Raw genomic sequence first — 17575 nt, 5'->3', positions numbered from 1 at the left:
ATGGCTACCACCAATCCCGTCACCATCACGGCTCCTGAGGGCGTGCCGTACATCGACATCACCCGCGAATTCGACGCACCCGTCAGTGCCGTCTTCGCAGCTCATTCGAATCCCGATCTGGTCAAGCAGTGGCTCGGCCCCAACGGATACGAGATGGAGATCGACGAATACGAGTTCGTGAGCGGCGGTCGATACAAGTACGTCCATCGCAACCCCGAGGGCGAAGAGTTCCGGTTCAACGGTGTATTTCACGTCGTTCGCGAGAACGACTTTGCCATCCAGACCTTCGAATACGAGGGATTTCCCGACGTCGTCAGCATCGAATCGATCACGTTCGAGGATCTGGGCAACGGACGCACCCGCCTCTCCGGCCATTCCGTATATCCGAGCCTCGAAGCGCGAGACGGAATGATCGAGAGCAATATGGAGCTCGGCGTCACCGAAGGTTACGAACGCCTGGACAAGATCGTCGCGCAACTCTGACCACCTGTTTGCCCGAACCTCCTCAGCGAAAGGCAGTTTCATGGACTGGACCCTCGAAGTAGTCATCGTTCCCGTCAGTGACCTCGACCGCTCCATCGAGTTCTACCGTGACAAGGTCGGTTTCGATCTCGACCACCACACCGTCAACGAACACATGACGGTCGCCCAGCTCACTCCGCGTGGTTCGGGCTGCTCGATCGTCATCGGGAACCTGCCGTCGCAGACCGAGATGACCCCTGGTTCGTTGAAGGGATTGCAGTTGGTCGTGGCCGACGCTGCAGCGGCTCGCCAAGAGCTCATCGGCCGCGGCGTCGATGCCAGTGAAGTCACCGTCTTCGACGAGCGTGACGGGGGCACCTTCTTCGGATTCGCCGACCCGGACGGCAATACCTGGGCTGTCCAGCAGCTGAAGGTCCGCGGCGACAAGCCGCTCATTCCGAAGGAGTACCGCGACCGCTTCGGCGCGTAGCAACTACCTTCCAGGCTGCGTAACCTTCGGGCATGCAGACGGCACAGGGGCGATAGCCGGCCGCAATCGCGGTCGGCTCGTCCGCGAAGAACACCCGACTGGCGACATACCCGCCACGCGCGATTGCCTGCGCAGCCCCTCGACAGTCGAGTCGCCCGTAGATCTTCGTTTTCCGGTGCCCGCCAAGCACACCGGGCGTCGAACTCTCGTAGGGTTTGTTGCGAGCGTCGCGGAGAATGTACGTCTTACTCGGCATCGTGAAGCACCAATCCCAATGTTCGACGCGTACCCGAGTGCACCACGCTGACACCATGTCGCACAGGGGTTCTCGACCACCCACGAGAACTCTGCACCGGTCGATCCCGCGTGGTGAAGATCAACGCGTGACCTTGCCCGAGAACTGTCACCGTCCCTTTCGACTGGGCGCGCGGCCGCTGTTCCACGAGCAAGAACTCGCCGCCGGCGTGGTCGATGCGAGGTCTGTCGAGCCCGATCACGACTTGCAAGGGAAACACCAACTCTCCGTACAAGTCCCGATGCAATGCATTCCAGTCACCAGGTCCGTAGGACAGAAGGATCGGGGTAGGGCGATTCTGACCGGCGTCGTGACACTGATCGATCCATTCTTCGAAAGAATCCGGCCACGGTGCACCCTCGCCCAGCTTGAACGCCCACTCCCGCGCCACGGGCAGGAGGTGTCGGTAGAAGGCGGATCGCATAGCCGTGATCGGCTCCGGTACGGGATCACCGAAGTACCGGTACTCCCCTTGACCGAAGCGGTATCGAGCCATGTCGACGGTGCTCCGGAACCGGTCGACCTCCGAGTACCAGGAAGCAATTTCGCGACACTCCGACTCGTCGAGTATCGGCGCCGTCTGGGCACACCCACTGGAGTCGATTCCCTCGATCAGCGCAGGCCAATCGAGGGATTCAACACGAGCAGACAGAGCGGTGAAGAGGTCCATACGTCGTAGACGACGCGGCGGTCAGGAATGTGAGAATGCCAGCAGCTGGTCAGCCAGATCGTTGTACGTACGGGCGATCCCGGCATAACTGAGCACGGGTTCCGGATTCCAGGTCCCGATCTTCCCCGCCTTCACCGCGGGCAAGTTGGACCACGCAGGATTGGTTCCGAGCGTATCCAGTTGCAAACTGGACGGGCGATCGTCGAGGAAGATCATGTCGGCCGGATAGTGGTCCGCCATCTCCCAAGCCAGTTTCTCGACGTAGACCGACGATCCCGCGGCCGGATCGACGACGGCAAGGCCCAATCCCGCCAGATCTGCAAGGATCGGGAATCCCGAACGACTGACACGAATCGTGTCCGGATCTGCGGACGCGAACAAAACCTGTGAATTATTCAGCGAAGAAGCAACTTCGGAGATCCGTGCACGCGCAGCGTCGTAGTCTTTTCGCTGAGCCTCCATATCCTGGTCCGCCCCGAGTTCCACGGCGAGTTCCACGATCTCTTGCACGGTTCGGTCGATGGTTCCTGCTGCCGTTTCCACGAACAGTACTGTCGACAAGCCTTTCACCGCATCCAAGTTCGCCTCGTCGAGTAGTGCCGAACCACGCAGCTGAGGGACTATGACGACGTCCGGCTCCAGCGAAGCGATCTTCTCGAGTTCCACTTGTCCCCAGAGCTGCCCGACCATGTCGGTCTTCGCGAAATCCAAATTGCCGGAGATGCTGGTGTCCGTTGATCCCGGCGATCGTGTCAGTGCCCCGAAAACTCCGACAGGCACCAGTCCGTAATCCCACAGAGCACCCGCGATACCGGTGTAGGTGACAAATGTCCTTGGTGGTGAATCCAATTCGATCAGATTGTCGCGATCATCGGTGAAGGACCAGCCTGCGTCGCCTTCGCCCCCGGCGTCTGCGTCCGAACGCGAGCAACCGGCCGCTGCCAGCGCAGCAGCCAATCCTGCTGCAGCGCCGAGGAACCTGCGGCGATTCCAGTCCATCTCGATACGCCGGTGCGGTCGTGGAGTGAACAGCGTGGTCATGTGTGTGCCCTTTCGGCGATTGGTTGAACTGTTTCAGGAGTTGACGAACGAGAAAAGAGAAGGATCGACACCAAACCCGTGAGCATTCCGACGCCGGCACAGAAGACCAACGGCCACAGCAAGGCGAACTCGTCCGGACCGACGAAGAGCGAGCCGCACAACGCAATTCCGACGGCAAGCCCGAATTGACGCGACGAGTTGGCTGTTGCCGAAGCCGTCCCGGCGCGCTCTGCCGGGGCGTCCGACATCGCGGCACCCGGCAGCACCGGCGACACCATCGCCGAACCGACACCGGTCAGAATCAGCCCGGCGATCAGTGCGGGCCAGACCGGCTCGGCGAGAACGTACAGCATGGCCACGCAACCGATTCCGCAAAGGATCGTCCCGAATCCGAGCGACAGTCGAAGGTCGACGCGCTGAAGCCGTGATCCACACAAGGCCGATACGAAGACAAAAGCGAGCGGTTGAATCGAGAGCACGAGTGCGGCCGCCGATGCCGACAGTTCCAGCCCGTTCTGCAGCCACAGTGAAAGGACTACGAGCGGGCCGTAGGCCGCGAGGTAGTACCCGAAAGCAGCGACGAGGACGCCGTCGAATTTCAGGGATCGGAACAATGCCGGATCGAGCATCGGACTGCTGCCTCGACGCTGCCAGCACACAAACGCCGTCAGCGCACCGATTGCGATCAGGAAGGCAAGAGCTGTCGACGACGAAGCCCACCCGATGTCGCCGCCCCACGTCACGCCGAGAACCGCGGCAACGGCAGCGAGGGTGAACAAAACGATTCCGGCCCAGTCGATGTTGTCGTCGCCGCGCTCACTGTCGGCGAAACAGAACACAGCCATTGCGAGCGCCACTGCGGCCACGGGGATTCCGAAATAGAAGACCGCACGCCAGTCGAAGAACTGCGTCAGCAGCCCTCCTGCAACGTTGCCGATTCCCGCCGCCAATCCAGCGACGGCACCCCACGCGGCAAAAGCCACGTGCCGATCGCGGCCCGAATAAGCGTCGCCAAGCAGAGGCAGGAGTGTCGCGAACATCGCCGCACCGGCAATTCCTTGCGCGCCGCGAGCAACGACCAGAACCGTGATGTCCGGAGCAATCGCGCACACGGCCGTTGCAACCAGGAACACGACCAGTCCACAGATGTAGAGGCGTTTGCGTCCCCACGCATCGCCGAGTGCGCCCATGCCCACAAGAAGCGCGGCAAGAGCCAGCGTGTAGGCGTCGACGACCCATGACATCGCGCCCGTACTGCCGTCCAAACCGACTGCGATGGCCGGCACCGCGATCGTTGTGATCGTGGCGTACGTCAGTAACAGGAAAGTTCCGATGCATGCGGCGATGAGCGGCAGCCATCGTCGTGCCGACATGGTCAACCTCCGGGTAGGGCGGTAAGTGCGCCCTAACTATGAAGGTTCAAGTGAACTTGAAGTCAAGCGCCGCTTCGACACGAATGTCGAGCTGCTCGAGCAACCACGGGCACTGCATCGGACGCTCTTGCCGACACGTCAGGTGATGCTCGAGGATCAGCTTCGCTCGCGTAGCAGCGGCGATCTGTGCCTCGAGTGTCGACACTTGATCTGCGAGAACCGTCGAGAACTGGTCGGACGTGGTGTCGGTTTCGATGAAGGACCGCACCTGTTCCAAGGACATTCCCGTCTCGGTGTACATCCGGATCAATGCCAGCCGGCGCAGCTCACGCTGCCCGTACCAGCGTTTACCGCCAGTTCGCGACCGCGCGGACAGCAGTCCTTCGTCCTCGTAATAACGCAAGGTCGACGCCGCAATTCCGAACGATTTTGCAACCTCGCCGATCGGGATCAAGTGCTCACGCATTCACCGATCGTAGGCTGAACGCGTAGGCGGTTCCGGCAGTTATGTGTGACTTGGCATACTGACTAACGGAAGGGGTCGCGTAAGTGATCTCACGGCAAAATGCTGGATGCGCTCGTTGAACGAGGGAGAGCTGTGCTGGATCCAACGCGACCTGTCGGGCCGTACTCGTCAGGAGTGCCCGCCACTGCCCTCGAAGTCCGCATGCCGGACCTCGAACGCTTCGGCCTCGCCCAGTTGTGGCGTTCCGCGATCATCGCCGTCGTGTTGTCGACGTCGATCATGCTGGCACTGATCGTGTGGCCTTTCCGCAAGCGTGGACGCACGTGGGCTGACGCCGCTTCCGACGGGATGGTCGACGGCTTCATCGCGCTGGGTCCCACCTTCGTCAAGCTCGGGCAACTGGTCGCGTCGTCGTCAGGCCTGTTCCCCGCCCCCGTCGCCAATGCATGCCTACGTTGCCTCGACGACGTTCCGTCATTTCCTGCCGAGCAGGCCAGAAGTGTCGTGCACGAAGACCTCGGATACTCCGTAGACGACCTGTTCGCGAAATTCGACGACGTACCTCTCGCGGCCGCGTCGGTAGCGCAGGTACACGCGTGCGTTCTGCACGATGGCCGCGAGGCCGTCATCAAGATCCAGCGTCCGGACATCTATGCGCGGATGCTGATCGACCTGAGGGCGGCGTACTGGGGCGCGAACATCCTCGAGAAGTTTGTCGAGTTCCTTCGAATTGCCAATGCCACCGCCATCATTCGCGATCTGCACAACGCAACGATGACGGAGTTGAACAGCGCGGTCGAGGCCGACCGGCAAACCACTTTCCGGAACAACATCAGCGCATTCGGTGACAACAAAGGAGTCACGACACCGGAGGTGTACTGGGACTACTGTGGTCCCCGCGTCATCTGTATGGAACGCATGCGCGGCGTTCCACTGGATCGGTTCGTCGCCGGTCCGGACGGCATCGACGAAGCCCGCATGCTGATCCGGCGCGGAGTGAAGGTCTGGCTCGAATCAGTCATCGTTCACGGTCCGTTCCACGGAGATGTCCACGCGGGAAATTTGTGGGTCCTCGACGACGGCCGGATAGCGATGCTCGACTTCGGCATCGTCGGCGTCCTTCCCGAGACCTGGAGATCCATCCTTTCCGACATGTTCCGAGCCACCCTCATCGACGGTGATTTCGCCCGTGTCGCCCGCGGAATTCGATCCTTGGGATATGCAACCGACTACGAGGTCGACGACGATCAGCTCGGTATGCAGGTCGCAACGGCCCTGGCCCCGATTCTCGGCCGTGACCTGGGTGAACTCAAGCTCAGTGAATTGATCATGGCACTGATTCAGTTGGGCAAGCAGTGGGGCGTTGCGAGTCCCGAGGAATTGGTTCTTTTCGGTAAACAACTCGGATACTTCGAACGATATGCGACGGCTTTGGCACCTGGTTGGGTGATCGGACAAGACCTTTATCTGTTCAAGAACGTTTTTCCAGAGGCAGTCGCCGAAAAGGTGCAGGAACTCGGCATCACCATGCCCGACGAATAAATTTGTCCCCTATTTCCTTATTCTGCATTTCGTCTGTCGGGGTTAGCCTGTAGTGACCCACTGGCCGAGGAGCAAATGTGCAGCCACTTTCTGTAGCCCTCCCGCAAGCGTCGACAGGTCCGAGGAATAACGGGCCGAGTGTCGGCACCACCCTCGGCGCCCTCATGCATTCCACGGACAAGTCCGTGATCGAACTTCTGGAAAGCCCGGACGGACTCGATGTCGAAATCCGTTCGATCGCCCTCGTCGAGTCCTCCGATATCGACGGCACCGACAGCCGTGGTGCGATCTCCGACATTTACCTTCCCGTGGGAGTTCCCGAATCGACGTTGACGCAGTGGCTGCGAAAGTTCGAAGGCAGGCCGGCGAGGCGTCGTCCGAAGCTCTTGCTCGTCAAGAATGCGCGCGAGGCGACAACGCTTCTCACCGCCGCACGCAACATCGGAATCGCAGTGGCCGCGGTACATCCGCAGGCTAGTTCCGGACACGTCTATTCACTCGTACAACGACTTCTGACACAGAGCATGTACCGTTCGCGGGCCGTCTCAGGAGCTGTGGCCGGTGGCGATTCGGATCTGTTCGCGCTCTCGGAGACGATCGCCGAATTGACCGGCGGACTCGTGACGATCGACGACACGGCACTCCATGTCATCGCATATTCAGCTGCTCACGAAGGTGAAGACGAACTCCGTCAGCTCTCCATACTGGGCCGGGAGTGGCCGATCGAATACACCGAATGGATAGAGCGCAGAGGCGTGTTCGAGCATCTCAGGCGATCGGACGAGGTCATCAGTCTGCCCTCCGAGCCGAGCATCGGAGCCGCGCACAGGTTGGCTGTGAGCATCACCCGCCCGGACCTGTCAGCGCCGACGGGTTCTGTTGCACACCAACACAATCTCGGCAGCATCTGGGTGCAGCGCGCCTCTGAACCTCTTTCCGACGACGCCCAAGCGGTATTGCGGGGTGCAGCGGCAGTCGCCGCACGCATTCTCATGCGAACCTTGGACGCCTCCAGCCGCGAGAATGCCCAGTTACAAAGGCTGTTCGGCGTTCGCTCCGGCGGAGTCGACATGCACTCGCTGGCCGGCTCCTTCGGCATCAACACCGACGGACCGTCTGCGGTCATCGGATTTGCGACATCACTCGCGCCCGGATCGAATCTCGATCGAATCACCAACGCCTTGCGCCTGCGCGCCAGCGCATTCCGCAGCGACGCGGTCACAACGATCATCGACAACCGGATCTACGTGCTGTTTCCTCAGGCCGAACACGAGGTCGCGATCAGCGACTGGGCTCACGACACCGTGCGAGTAGTCGAGGCCCGTGCGGGCATCAGCGTGCGCGCCGCCGTCGCGGTCCCGATCGCGCGATTGCACGGCGTACCCGAGGCGCGTCGAGAAGTGGACCGCGTGCTCGATACCACTGATGATCACGAAACCTCGAAGGTCACCACACTCGCGGCGTCACGCACCGCGGTGTTGCTGGGCGAGATACTCGACCTCGTTGCTGATCACGAGCGATTGCGAGACCCTCGTATCGACAGACTCGTCTCCTACGACGACAAGAACACCTCTGACATGCAGTTCACGCTCACGGCCTACCTGACAGCTTTCGGGGATGTGAAGAAGGCCGCCTCGTCTCTGAAAGTACATCCGAACACCCTGCGCTACCGCATTCGGCGCGCTGAACAGATCATGGGCATTTCGTTGGACGAGCCGGATACGCGACTGCTCACCGAACTGCAACTCGCCATCTTGGGACGCACCCCGGACGAGTCTGAAAGATACGAAACGTCCGATCAGTGAGATAGGCCTCGAGCCCGTCCTGAACTCTCGAGTAGACAACTGAGGAAGCCGAAGAACAACTCTTACCTCAGGAGATACCTTGCGCACTCGTGGAGCCGTCATTCGCCAAGCACCAGGCACATACGAGGTGGTCGATCTCGAACTCGATTCACCCCGCAGCGGCGAACTCACTGTCAAAATGGTCGCCTCAGGCCTGTGCCACTCGGACGATCACATCGCCAGCGGCGACCACGGAGTCGGCCGCTACCCCATCTGCGGCGGACACGAAGGCGCCGGAATCGTCGTCGAGGTCGGGCCGAACACGGAAGGATGGTCCGAGGGCGATCATGTCGTGTTCTCGTTCCTCGCCGCCTGCGGCCGTTGCCGTTGGTGTGCAAGCGGAATCCAGAACCTCTGCGACAACGGCGCCGCCATCATGACTGGCAGCAGACCCGGCGAAACCTCGAGTTACAGAATGTCTCTCGACGGTCAGCCCGTCGCACAAACCTGCGGCCTGTCCACCTTCAGTGAATACACCACGGTCAGCACTCTCTCGGCTGTGAAAGTCGACAAGCACCTGCCACTCGACGCTTTGTGTCTGCTCGGCTGCGGCGTCGGAACCGGTTGGGGCGCCGCGGTCAACTCCGCTCAGGTGTATCCCGGGCAGACTGTCATCGTCATGGGCGTCGGCGGAATCGGAATCAACGCGGTGCAGGGCGCCTCGCATGCCGGCGCCGCCCACGTGATCGCGGTGGACCCGGTTGCGTTCAAGCGCGACAGTGCATTGAAGTTGGGCGCCACCCATGCCGTGGCCACCATGGAGGAAGCCACCGACCTAGCGCGCTCGTTCACCAACGGCCAGGGCGCGGATTCGGCCATCGTCACCGTCGGCGTGACCACCGGAGAACATGTCGCGCAGGCATTCTCGTCGATCCGCAAGGCAGGAACCTGCGTCGTCACCGGCCTCGGGAAGATGACGGACGTCGGAATTCCCGTGAGCCTGATGGAACTCACGCTGTACCAGAAGAGAATTCAGGGATCCCTGTTCGGTGCATCCAATCCCACCGCCGACATTCCCTGGATGATCGATCTCTACACCAGCGGCAAGCTCGAACTCGACGGACTGATCACCAACCGATACACCCTCGACCAGATCAACGACGGTTTCGCCGACATGCATGCCGGTCGCAACCTCCGTGGAATCATCGCCTTCTGAGCGAGTTCTCTCCGGACTTTCGATCGAGAGCAAGTCCGGAGAGATCCTCACTACAGCTTCACCAGGCGTTCATGGTGTCGAGGATTTGTCCTCTGGCCATCCACAATTCAGCAGACCAATACGGCCACGAGTGAATTCCGGCGGGCGGAAAGCTGTACGTCGCTGGGATTCCCAAGGATTTCAGGCGAATTTCGAATGCACGCGCGTGCACCCACGAGAGCGCCTCGAGCCCCATACCCGTCGCCGTGTGGAAGTAATCGATCGGCGCAGAGGGATGATCGTACGGTCCCGGGATGCCGTTGGACGACGAAATGTACATCGACAGTCCGCGAAGCGATTCCGCGTTGACGAACGGGTCGTTGCGAAGCCACCCGGATGACCACGGCGGACCCCACATCGAATCGACGTTGTACCGGCCGGCGTCGAACATGGCTACGCGGATCGCTTCACGCATACCCGGACCCGAGATATTGATGTAGCCGGACAGCGAGCCCGCGAACTTGAACTGATCCCGATGATGCCCCGCCAGGTTCAACGCGGCACTGCCGCCCATCGACAACCCGATGATCGCATTGTTGGTTGGTGAAACGCCATACCCTGCAAGGAAGTCCGGAAGCTCGCGGGTGAGGAACGTTTCCCACCTGTACGTTATCGGCTGAGCGTTGAAATTGGACGGCGCGTACCAATCCGTGTAGAAACTCGACTCACCGCCGACCGGCATCACCAACGTGATGTTGTCATTGCGGTACTGATCGAGTGCGTTCGTTTCGAAACTCCAAGCATTTCTGTCGTTTTGCGCGCGAAGACCGTCGAGCAGGTACAACGCGGCGTTGCCACCGCGCGCGGCCCACTGCACCTGAACCTTGATGTTTCCCATCGAAGACGGGACCCACAACTCGTCGTACCCACCCCATGGCGCCGAGCGCGCCGGAGTAGCACTCGCGGCGGTCGGACCGAACATACCGCCGAGCAGGAATATCGACAACAACGCCGCTACGAGCACCCGCACCCGCCGTGTATTGCGTTCGGGCAACGTGAATCTGATTCTCTGCAAGGTTGTGTCTTTCCCCGAAACTGCGCATCAAGAAACTCGCTTCGGTAAGTGCATCGTCGGTTCCACTGTCGACGTGTTTGTCCCTTTCCGGGGGCTCCGGTGTTACAAAGTCGAGGTCATCGCAACAATCGGACAACTGTCGTGCCGAGCGAATCCAGGTGGCGAAAAGCACAATTCACGAAGCACGCTGAATGCGCTCACTCAGCCGAGTGACGAAGCGATCGCATCACGACCTGCGGCAGCACACGCTTGGTCCTGCATTCCGTCTGGAGCGCCACCGACACCGATACCGGCGATCGACCCGGCTCCAGCCTTCAATGTGACTCCACCTGCAAGGAAGAGAGTGCCGGGAAGGTCGGCGATGGTTGATCCTTCGCCTTTGGTACGCTGCGAGAGGTCACTGGTGTCGGCTCCGAAAGCTGCAGAGGTGTATGCCTTCTCGCGTGAGGCTTCCACCGTGTGCTGGGCTGCGTTGTCGCCGCGCAACATGGCGATGACATTTCCCGCGCGGTCTACGACGGAGACGGTGACGAAGCCGAGACCGTCGGCGCGGCATTTCGCCAGGGCCGCACCAGCAGCCTTCACTGCTGCGTCGGCACTGAGTCGATTCTGAGTGACAATCGCCGAATCACCGGTCGCGGCAGGCTGCTGCGTGGCAGTAATCGACGTCGTGCTCGATGCGTTCGCCACCGGTGTGTCGGTGGTCGAGCATGCGGCGCTGGCAAGGATTGCGACAACCGGAACGGCGACAGCGAGCGTACGGGGAAGTCGTGTGTAAATGCGGTGGTTCATGTCGGGCACACTTTCAATCGAATGATTCGAAACCGTCCACTACAGCGTCGCGTCCGGGGGCGGGTGCGCACATCGGGCGCTCGGGTGACGAACCGTGCCCCCTACGGCTACCCGGATATCATCCGAATGGTTGATACGACGGCCTGGTGCCCTCCGTAACATTCGAGGGATGAGTAACGGAGCCATGAACGCCGACGCCGAACGCGGCCTACGCGGCCCGTTGGCGTATGCGATCCACGCGTCGTTCTTCGTACTGCTGTCTACATCGGGAGTTCGGTACGTCACAGTCCACGGGACCAGCGGTCGGTTCGGGGTGGTACTCGTCCTGGCCGTGGTCCTCGCCCTGCTCTACGCCGTCATGGCCACGGTGTCCTCGCGAGATGTGGTTCGCCAACGGCTGTGGATGTGGCCGGTACTGAGCGCATGGGCAGCGCTGGTCTGGCTTGCCCCGAGTTTCGCGTGGTGTGCGTTTCCCGTTCTCTTCCTCTGCATTCGTCTGTATCCGAGCAAGATCGCCTACCCCCTCGTCGGGATCCTGGGCGTCCTCGCCGGTATCGCGTTCTACCGGGTCACCGGTCGTGCCGAATTGGTGACACTTCTCGGGCCGCTGTGCACCGCGGCACTGGTCGCGGCCGCGTACGGGCAGATGGAACGAGATGCCCGAGAACGCCTTCGGCTTCTGCGTCAGATAGCAGAAGCGCAATCTGCATTGGCAGATACCGAACGCGCTGCCGGCGTTGCCGCTGAGCGAGAGCGCCTCGCGCGCGAAATCCACGACACCGTTACCCAGGGACTGGCGAGCGCCCTTCTACGGCTCGAGGCAGCCGAACAAACGTGGAATACAACGGGTTCGCCGTCTCGAGCCGATGTCGATGCCGCAGCAGAGAACATCCGAACCAGCTTGATGCAGAGTCGCGACCTCGTCCACGATCTGGCGCCGACCAAGGGCGGCACGGGCGACTTCGACGCCTTGGTCGTGGCCGCCGCCCGCCAGTTCGTCCCGGCCGTTCGGATCCGCACCGTCGGTGAAGCCGTCATCTTGCCCTCGGACGTAGCTCATGCCGTCGTGCGAGTGGTCTCGAGCGCGTCCTCCAACATCGCCCGCCACGCTCGCGCCGAAACGGCGGGCGTGACGATCACGTATCTCGACCACTCCGTCTCCGTAGACATCTTCGACGACGGCGTCGGCTTCGATCCGGGAAAGCTCGCCGACCATTCTCGGTACGGTGGATACGGCCTGCGTGCGATGCGAAGCCGCGTCGCACAGCTCGGCGGATCGTTCACCGTGGAAAGTGCACCGGGAGACGGCACCGTCGTCGCGGCCCAGTTCCCTCTCGAACGGAGGATCCGGTGACCACCACCATTCGCGTGTTCCTCGTCGACGATCATCTGGTCGTGCGAGCCGGGCTGAGGGCGCTGCTGAACACTCAGCCGGACGTCGAAGTAGTAGGCGAAGCATCGTCCGGCGAGGAGGCGGCCACGGCGATACCGTCGGCCTCACCGGATCTGGTGATGATGGATCTGGACATGGGCACCGGCATGCACGGTGCAGAAGCGATCAAACGCCTGCGAAGCGACGGTGTCGATGTTCCCGTACTGGTTTTCACGACGTATGACACCGACGCCGACGTCGTGCGAGCCGTCGATGCCGGTGCCATCGGCTACCTACTCAAGGACTCGACTCCCGACGAGATCTTCGGCGCGGTGCGGGGCGCGGTAGCCGGGCGCAGCGTTCTCTCTCCTACCGTGGCCTCTCGTCTCGTCCAGCAGATGCAGCGCCCGCAGGAAGCGCTCACCGCCCGTGAGTCCGAACTGCTCAGCCTGCTCGCCGAGGGGATGACCAACCGCGAGCTGGGTAAAGCACTCTTCATCAGCGAAGCGACGGTGAAAACACACCTCGGGCACATCTACGCCAAACTCGGTGTCGATAACCGCTCTGCCGCAGTGTCCGTCGCACTACGTCGCGACGGAATACGCTGACCTCGGTGGCAGCCGAACAGCTCAGCCGCCCATCGCCTTACGCACTCCGTCGATCAGTTCGAGGAATTCAGCCTTGGGAGCAAAGTCGACATACTCCGAGTCGTCGATCGCTCCGGGAACGTGACCGGGTGCCCAGTAGAACACGTCGCCGGCATCGTAGGTTTGCCGACCTGCTTCGGAATCTGTGTAGATCCTTCCTTTCAAGACGTATCCGTAGTGCGGACATTGACAGCGCCCGCCTTCCAATTGTGCGAACGGTTCGGCGAAGTCTGCACCAGCAGGAATTTTGACGAAGTTGACGATCATGTCGCCTTCTTCTCGCATCCGCAATTCGAATTCGCCGTCCTGCAACACGATGGGAAGATCGTGAGCCGAGATGGTGCGCATAGGAGTACCTTTCGACTTCAGAAGGGGAAGGTCTGCGCCGCTGGCCGGCTGGTTCGCCACTGCCAGGTGGTGAATTCGTCCCAACTGCTTTGAGTTCCGAATCTCGCGCCGTTTCCGGAGGCACCCGTGCCACCGAATGGTGCATAGGCATCGTTGTTCAAAGTCTGATCGTTGATGTGCACGATGCCGGTACGCAGTCGGTCCGCGATCCGCTCGCCGCGTTCAACCGATCGTGTTTGAATGGCAGCAACCAGACCGTATTCGCTGTCATTGGCCGTCCTGACTGCCTCGTCTTCGTCCTTGACGATCACGACGGGCGCCACGGGCCCGAAGATTTCTTCACGGAACGCGGGCATGTCCGAGGTGACTCCGGCCAGGACGGTCGGCTGATAGAAGAGCCCTTCGTATGTTCCACCGGCGCGGATTTCGGCGCCGGCCGCCTTGGTGCCCTGGACGATTCGATCGACGTTCGCAATCTGCCGCGCGTTGATGAGCGGTCCGAGAGCGACGTCGCCTGTATTGGGATCCCCGACCGGCAGGACCGCTGCGCGCTTGGCCAGCAGGTCCAGGTACTGATCGGCGACCGATTCCAACACGATGTGGCGGCCTGCGGTCATGCAGACCTGCCCCTGATGCAGGAACGAACCCCACGCACCCGCCGAGCTCGCGGCATCCAGGTCTGCGTCGTCGAGGACGATCAGCGCATTGTTCCCACCCAGTTCCAGCGAGACACGCTTGAGCGTGCGACCGGCAGTTGCCCCGACCTGACGGCCGACGGCGGTCGAACCCGTGAAGGACACCATCGCGATGCTCGGGCTCTCGCACAATGCCTGACCAGGTGCCGCGTCACCGGCGAGCACATGCAGGAGGCCTTCGGGAAGACCTGCGGACGTGAACAATTCCGCGATGACCGCACCCCCGCTGATCGCGGTTTGAACATCCGGCTTGAGAACGACGCCATTTCCGAGCGCCAAGGCGGGGGCGACAGCGCGCATGGCGAGGAGAAGCGGGAAATTCCACGGGCTGATCACGCCGACCACACCCAGGGGCACCCGGCGACCGATGCTCGTGCGCCCCTCTTGGCTGGCGGGCAGAAGGTGCCCGAACGGCTGTGTCGGCAGCGCCGAGGCTTCCCACAGTTCGGCGATGACAAGATCAACTTCGAATGCGGCTTTCCCTGGTACGGAACCACCTTCACGGATCAACCAGCGCTCCACCTCGGCTCGCTCGGCTTCCAAAATCTGCGCTGCCTTACGGATCACCGAAGCGCGAGCCTGCCCGATCGTCGCCGCCCACGCCGGCTGCGCGGCCGACGCGATGTGTGCCGCTCGATCGATATCCGCAGCAGTCGCCGTGCCGATCACACCGAGCACCTCGCCGGTAGCCGGTTCGAGCGACTCGACGGTGTCACCGCCTCCGTCGATCCATTGGCCGTCGAAAATCTTTCCGTGCCATTGCTGATGAGCGAGCAGATTCGTCATGCGTTCCTCGATTCGTAGCTTTCGCTGCGGTCCTCGCTGTTCGTGGACCTGAGCTCTTCGCGAGCCTGAAAAGCGATCTGGAACACACTCTGCCCCGGTATTCGGGCTCCCAGTTGTCGTGATCGGACACGTTTGTTGTTCGGATGCGACAGATCAGTGACGTTCGCGGGCGTTCGGATCAGGCGAGTTACGTACTTCCGACGGCGCCGCACCGAATTCCGCTTTGAATGCACGCGAAAACGCTGGTGCGTCATGGAAACACCATCGTGCGGCCAGGATGGAGATCGAATGACCCCGCAGTGAGACGTCGGTGAGATCGCGGCGTACGCGGATCAACCGTTCGCGGCGAATCAGCGCACTGAGGGTCAGATCCCCGTCACCGAAGTGACGCTGAACGGTTCGCGGCGACAGGTGCAACGCACCGGCGATCGACGCGACCGAGAGGTCTGGTGAGTCGAGATTCCGAAGCGCATATCGCAAGATCTCCTCTCGCGTCGAACGTCCGGGTGTCGCGGGCGCAGATCCTTGCATCAGAACTGCCGAAGCGAGATTGACTCCAGCATCTCCGAGAAGCCCGGCTGCGCTGCCGTCGACCTGGGATGCAACAGCGCCCGAGATGAAATTTTCCAGCAATGCACCGGACCCACGCCGACCGTCGTGGGTGCGCTCGAGCGCGCAATTCAGTTCTCGCTCGGTCAGACTCACCGCACTGCGCGGTAGGGTCATGACGGTGCACGACCAGTGACCGTCGAAACGCAGCGCGTACGAATGCTCGACGTCGTAGAGAATCATCGCGCCGGGCGGGGCCGTCAACTCGCGGTCCGATTGGCGCAGTATCGCGCTCCCGGTTCGGACCGTGCAGATCTTGAGCAGATCACTACCGTGTCGCTTTGCTGCGCGTGCGCTCCGCCGCAGTATCTGCGGTGAACCGGAGATGTCGAAAGCGCCTACGTCCCCGAGACTTACGCCGCTGACCGTACCGACAGGCGCGGCATCGACGGAACTCTCGGGGCACAGGCCACCGAAGGTCTCCGACATCTCGCAGTGCCACTGCTGCACAGATTCCGGCAGGCTCGCAGGCGTGGCAGACACGGCAGACATGGCGGGCTACTTGATCGAAGATCCGTGCTGCGTCAACGGCATGACCTCGATGGTCATGTACGGGAACAGGGGCAGGTTCCAGAGAATCTCATGGAGTTCGTCAGCCGACTCGACATCGAAGATGCTGATGTTGCTGAACTGTCCCACAATTCGCCACAGATGCACCCACTTTCCCTGTCGCTGAAGGTCTTGCGAGTACGCCTTCTCCGTTGCGACGGTATCGGCGCGTGCTTCCGGATCCAGGTCGCGCGGAATATCGACGTCCATCCGAACGTGAAAGAGTGCCATGTTCTTCTATCCTCTAGTTCCTGGTCCAGGTCTTGACGGCGTCCATGTTCAGTTCGACTCCCAGGCCAGGTCCGGCGGGGAGGTGCAACTGACCCTCGGAATACTTCAGGGGTTCCTGAAGCAACTCTTCACTGAAGAGCAGTGGGCCGAAAAGCTCTGTTCCGAAGTTGATTCCGGGCTCGGCGCACGCGAAGTGCAACGAAGCGGCGGTGCCGATCGGGCCTTCGATGGACGTCGCACCGTGGCACGCGATACCTGCTGCCTTGGCAATCGCGACGATGTCGCGGCTGCGCTGGAGGCCACCACATTTGGTGGTCTTGAGGGCGATGACATCGGCGGCGCTCCGGCGGGCGATTTCCAGAGCGTCGTGTGGGGTCTGCACACTCTCGTCGGCCATGATCGGAATCGGTAGAAGCCTACTGAGTTCGGCGAGGACCTCGATTTGGTCTGCCGGAGTGGGTTGTTCGATCAGTTCGACTCCACCCTCGGCGAGTTGTGGCAAGTACCGCAGGGCAGTGAAGCGATCCCACCGTGCGTTGACGTCGACACGGACTCCGGCGTGGCCGTCCAGCGCCTGCGCGATGTTGACGATGCGCGCAACGTCGACTGCTGGATCGAGTGCTCCCATCTTGAGTTTGAAGCTGAAATTGAGCCGGGATTCGAGCTTTTCGTGAGCTTCCTCGATGATCTCGTCCGCCGGCGCAGCACCCAGTGCCCACGTGACGTCGACACTCTCGCGGAAAGCCCCGCCGAGGAGCGTGTGCACGGGGACTCCCAGGCTACGCGCCCAGGCGTCGTGCAACGCCACGTCGACGGCCGCCTTCGCGAATCGTGCATTGGCAACAACTTTTTCGATGTCGGCCATGATCGCGGTGATGTGATCCACGCGCCTGCCGACCACCACCGGTGCGATGTACTTCTCGATGATGACCTGCATCGTCTCCACCGATTCGCCACCCCACCACGGCCCGCCCGGAACGACTCCTTCGCCGTATCCGATCACCCCGTCGGAGGTGCGAATCGCGACCAGCAACAACGGCTGCGCCGTCATCGACGTGGTGGCGAACTTGTGGGGGCGAACCAGCGGAACGTCGAGGATGGTCGTCTCGATGGAGACGATCGACAGGTCTGTCATCAAATCACTTTCTTCAGA

Annotated in this window: 19 protein-coding genes; 7 read left to right on the top strand and 12 right to left on the bottom strand. The window is 61.6% G+C overall.

What is annotated here, in order from left to right:
• Complete coding sequence (locus ACN50D_RS05640) at window positions 1-483, top strand: SRPBCC family protein (protein WP_003940319.1); 483 nt, start codon at window positions 1-3, stop codon at window positions 481-483.
• A gap of 40 nt (window positions 484-523) precedes the next feature.
• Entirely contained in the window at window positions 524-952 is a 429-nt protein-coding gene (locus tag ACN50D_RS05635) for a VOC family protein (protein WP_007729747.1), read from the top strand.
• Here ACN50D_RS05635 and ACN50D_RS05630 read toward each other — a convergent pair.
• Genes ACN50D_RS05630 through ACN50D_RS05610 form a run of 5 tightly spaced genes read right to left on the bottom strand, consistent with a single transcriptional unit; the run spans window position 915 to window position 4797 of the window.
• On the bottom strand, window positions 915-1208 hold the full coding sequence (locus ACN50D_RS05630; protein ID WP_030536475.1) for an Ada metal-binding domain-containing protein: 294 nt from the start codon (window positions 1206-1208) through the stop codon (window positions 915-917). The genes ACN50D_RS05635 and ACN50D_RS05630 overlap by 38 nt on opposite strands.
• On the bottom strand, window positions 1198-1917 hold the full coding sequence (locus ACN50D_RS05625) for a 2OG-Fe(II) oxygenase (RefSeq protein ID WP_211921045.1): 720 nt from the start codon (window positions 1915-1917) through the stop codon (window positions 1198-1200). The genes ACN50D_RS05630 and ACN50D_RS05625 overlap by 11 nt, the downstream gene beginning before the upstream one ends.
• Window positions 1918-1938: 21 nt before the next feature.
• Window positions 1939-2958: an ABC transporter substrate-binding protein gene (locus ACN50D_RS05620; RefSeq protein WP_047271909.1), complete on the bottom strand. Its 1020-nt coding sequence runs from the start codon at window positions 2956-2958 to the stop codon at window positions 1939-1941.
• Complete coding sequence (locus tag ACN50D_RS05615; RefSeq protein ID WP_042925156.1) at window positions 2955-4331, bottom strand: MFS transporter; 1377 nt, start codon at window positions 4329-4331, stop codon at window positions 2955-2957. Before ACN50D_RS05615 ends, ACN50D_RS05620 begins: the two co-directional genes overlap by 4 nt.
• A gap of 46 nt (window positions 4332-4377) precedes the next feature.
• Window positions 4378-4797, bottom strand: a complete 420-nt coding sequence (locus ACN50D_RS05610; RefSeq protein ID WP_021345761.1) for a MerR family transcriptional regulator — start codon at window positions 4795-4797, stop codon at window positions 4378-4380.
• A gap of 132 nt (window positions 4798-4929) precedes the next feature.
• Between ACN50D_RS05610 and ACN50D_RS05605 the strand changes: the two genes are divergently transcribed.
• From ACN50D_RS05605 to ACN50D_RS05595, 3 genes are all read left to right on the top strand, one after another.
• The gene (locus ACN50D_RS05605; protein WP_030536471.1) at window positions 4930-6339 is read left to right on the top strand and encodes an ABC1 kinase family protein; all 1410 of its coding nucleotides are present in this window, start codon (window positions 4930-4932) and stop codon (window positions 6337-6339) included.
• 77 nt (window positions 6340-6416) lie between these two features.
• Window positions 6417-8144, top strand: a complete 1728-nt coding sequence (locus ACN50D_RS05600; protein WP_230359140.1) for a PucR family transcriptional regulator — start codon at window positions 6417-6419, stop codon at window positions 8142-8144.
• 79 nt (window positions 8145-8223) lie between these two features.
• On the top strand, window positions 8224-9339 hold the full coding sequence (locus ACN50D_RS05595) for an NDMA-dependent alcohol dehydrogenase (protein ID WP_209910124.1): 1116 nt from the start codon (window positions 8224-8226) through the stop codon (window positions 9337-9339).
• A gap of 58 nt (window positions 9340-9397) precedes the next feature.
• Here ACN50D_RS05595 and ACN50D_RS05590 read toward each other — a convergent pair whose 3' ends face one another.
• Window positions 9398-10348 (bottom strand): alpha/beta hydrolase, encoded by a 951-nt coding sequence (locus ACN50D_RS05590; RefSeq protein WP_003940156.1) that lies wholly within the window; start codon window positions 10346-10348, stop codon window positions 9398-9400.
• 246 nt (window positions 10349-10594) lie between these two features.
• The gene (locus tag ACN50D_RS05585; protein WP_211921047.1) at window positions 10595-11185 is read right to left on the bottom strand and encodes a GlcG/HbpS family heme-binding protein; all 591 of its coding nucleotides are present in this window, start codon (window positions 11183-11185) and stop codon (window positions 10595-10597) included.
• A gap of 184 nt (window positions 11186-11369) precedes the next feature.
• On the opposite strand from ACN50D_RS05585, the gene ACN50D_RS05580 reads away from it, so the two are divergent.
• Together ACN50D_RS05580 and ACN50D_RS05575 are read left to right on the top strand one after the other, a co-directional pair.
• Window positions 11370-12539, top strand: a complete 1170-nt coding sequence (locus tag ACN50D_RS05580) for a sensor histidine kinase (protein ID WP_065351502.1) — start codon at window positions 11370-11372, stop codon at window positions 12537-12539.
• On the top strand, window positions 12536-13165 hold the full coding sequence (locus tag ACN50D_RS05575; protein ID WP_054825987.1) for a response regulator: 630 nt from the start codon (window positions 12536-12538) through the stop codon (window positions 13163-13165). Before ACN50D_RS05580 ends, ACN50D_RS05575 begins: the two co-directional genes overlap by 4 nt.
• Before the next feature lie 21 nt (window positions 13166-13186).
• Here ACN50D_RS05575 and ACN50D_RS05570 read toward each other — a convergent pair whose 3' ends face one another.
• The 5 genes from ACN50D_RS05570 to ACN50D_RS05550 form a co-directional block, all read right to left on the bottom strand.
• Entirely contained in the window at window positions 13187-13552 is a 366-nt protein-coding gene (locus ACN50D_RS05570) for a hypothetical protein (protein ID WP_065351503.1), read from the bottom strand.
• 17 nt (window positions 13553-13569) lie between these two features.
• A complete protein-coding gene (locus ACN50D_RS05565) occupies window positions 13570-15033 on the bottom strand; it encodes a benzaldehyde dehydrogenase (protein WP_054827007.1) in 1464 nt (487 codons plus the stop codon).
• 153 nt (window positions 15034-15186) lie between these two features.
• Window positions 15187-16134: a helix-turn-helix domain-containing protein gene (locus tag ACN50D_RS05560; protein ID WP_042447166.1), complete on the bottom strand. Its 948-nt coding sequence runs from the start codon at window positions 16132-16134 to the stop codon at window positions 15187-15189.
• Window positions 16135-16140: 6 nt separating this feature from the next.
• Window positions 16141-16422, bottom strand: a complete 282-nt coding sequence (gene catC / locus ACN50D_RS05555) for a muconolactone Delta-isomerase (RefSeq protein ID WP_064112385.1) — start codon at window positions 16420-16422, stop codon at window positions 16141-16143.
• Between the two features lie 13 nt (window positions 16423-16435).
• Complete coding sequence (locus ACN50D_RS05550; RefSeq protein WP_003940572.1) at window positions 16436-17557, bottom strand: muconate/chloromuconate family cycloisomerase; 1122 nt, start codon at window positions 17555-17557, stop codon at window positions 16436-16438.
• Window positions 17558-17575: the final 18 nt, after the last annotated feature.

It is taken from the genome of Rhodococcus sp. SB1D (genome assembly GCF_048573875.1).
Taxonomy (GTDB): domain Bacteria; phylum Actinomycetota; class Actinomycetes; order Mycobacteriales; family Mycobacteriaceae; genus Rhodococcus_F; species Rhodococcus_F qingshengii.
This window is presented reverse-complemented; position numbering and strand designations above follow the sequence as displayed.

Bases quoted from the DNA above. Each gene is read 5' to 3' on its own strand.
- ACN50D_RS05635 (WP_007729747.1), top strand. From the start codon at position 524: ATGGACTGGACCCTCGAAGTAGTCATCGTTCCCGTCAGTGACCTCGAC.
- ACN50D_RS05610 (WP_021345761.1), bottom strand. From the start codon at position 4,797: ATGCGTGAGCACTTGATCCCGATCGGCGAGGTTGCAAAATCGTTCGGA.
- ACN50D_RS05615 (WP_042925156.1), bottom strand. From the start codon at position 4,331: ATGTCGGCACGACGATGGCTGCCGCTCATCGCCGCATGCATCGGAACT.
- ACN50D_RS05570 (WP_065351503.1), bottom strand. From the start codon at position 13,552: ATGCGCACCATCTCGGCTCACGATCTTCCCATCGTGTTGCAGGACGGC.
- catC (WP_064112385.1), bottom strand. From the start codon at position 16,422: ATGGCACTCTTTCACGTTCGGATGGACGTCGATATTCCGCGCGACCTG.
- ACN50D_RS05550 (WP_003940572.1), bottom strand. From the start codon at position 17,557: ATGACAGACCTGTCGATCGTCTCCATCGAGACGACCATCCTCGACGTT.
- ACN50D_RS05630 (WP_030536475.1), bottom strand. From the start codon at position 1,208: ATGCCGAGTAAGACGTACATTCTCCGCGACGCTCGCAACAAACCCTAC.
- ACN50D_RS05640 (WP_003940319.1), top strand. From the start codon at position 1: ATGGCTACCACCAATCCCGTCACCATCACGGCTCCTGAGGGCGTGCCG.
- ACN50D_RS05560 (WP_042447166.1), bottom strand. From the start codon at position 16,134: ATGTCTGCCGTGTCTGCCACGCCTGCGAGCCTGCCGGAATCTGTGCAG.
- ACN50D_RS05625 (WP_211921045.1), bottom strand. From the start codon at position 1,917: ATGGACCTCTTCACCGCTCTGTCTGCTCGTGTTGAATCCCTCGATTGG.
- ACN50D_RS05580 (WP_065351502.1), top strand. From the start codon at position 11,370: ATGAACGCCGACGCCGAACGCGGCCTACGCGGCCCGTTGGCGTATGCG.
- ACN50D_RS05565 (WP_054827007.1), bottom strand. From the start codon at position 15,033: ATGACGAATCTGCTCGCTCATCAGCAATGGCACGGAAAGATTTTCGAC.
- ACN50D_RS05620 (WP_047271909.1), bottom strand. From the start codon at position 2,958: ATGACCACGCTGTTCACTCCACGACCGCACCGGCGTATCGAGATGGAC.
- ACN50D_RS05585 (WP_211921047.1), bottom strand. From the start codon at position 11,185: ATGAACCACCGCATTTACACACGACTTCCCCGTACGCTCGCTGTCGCC.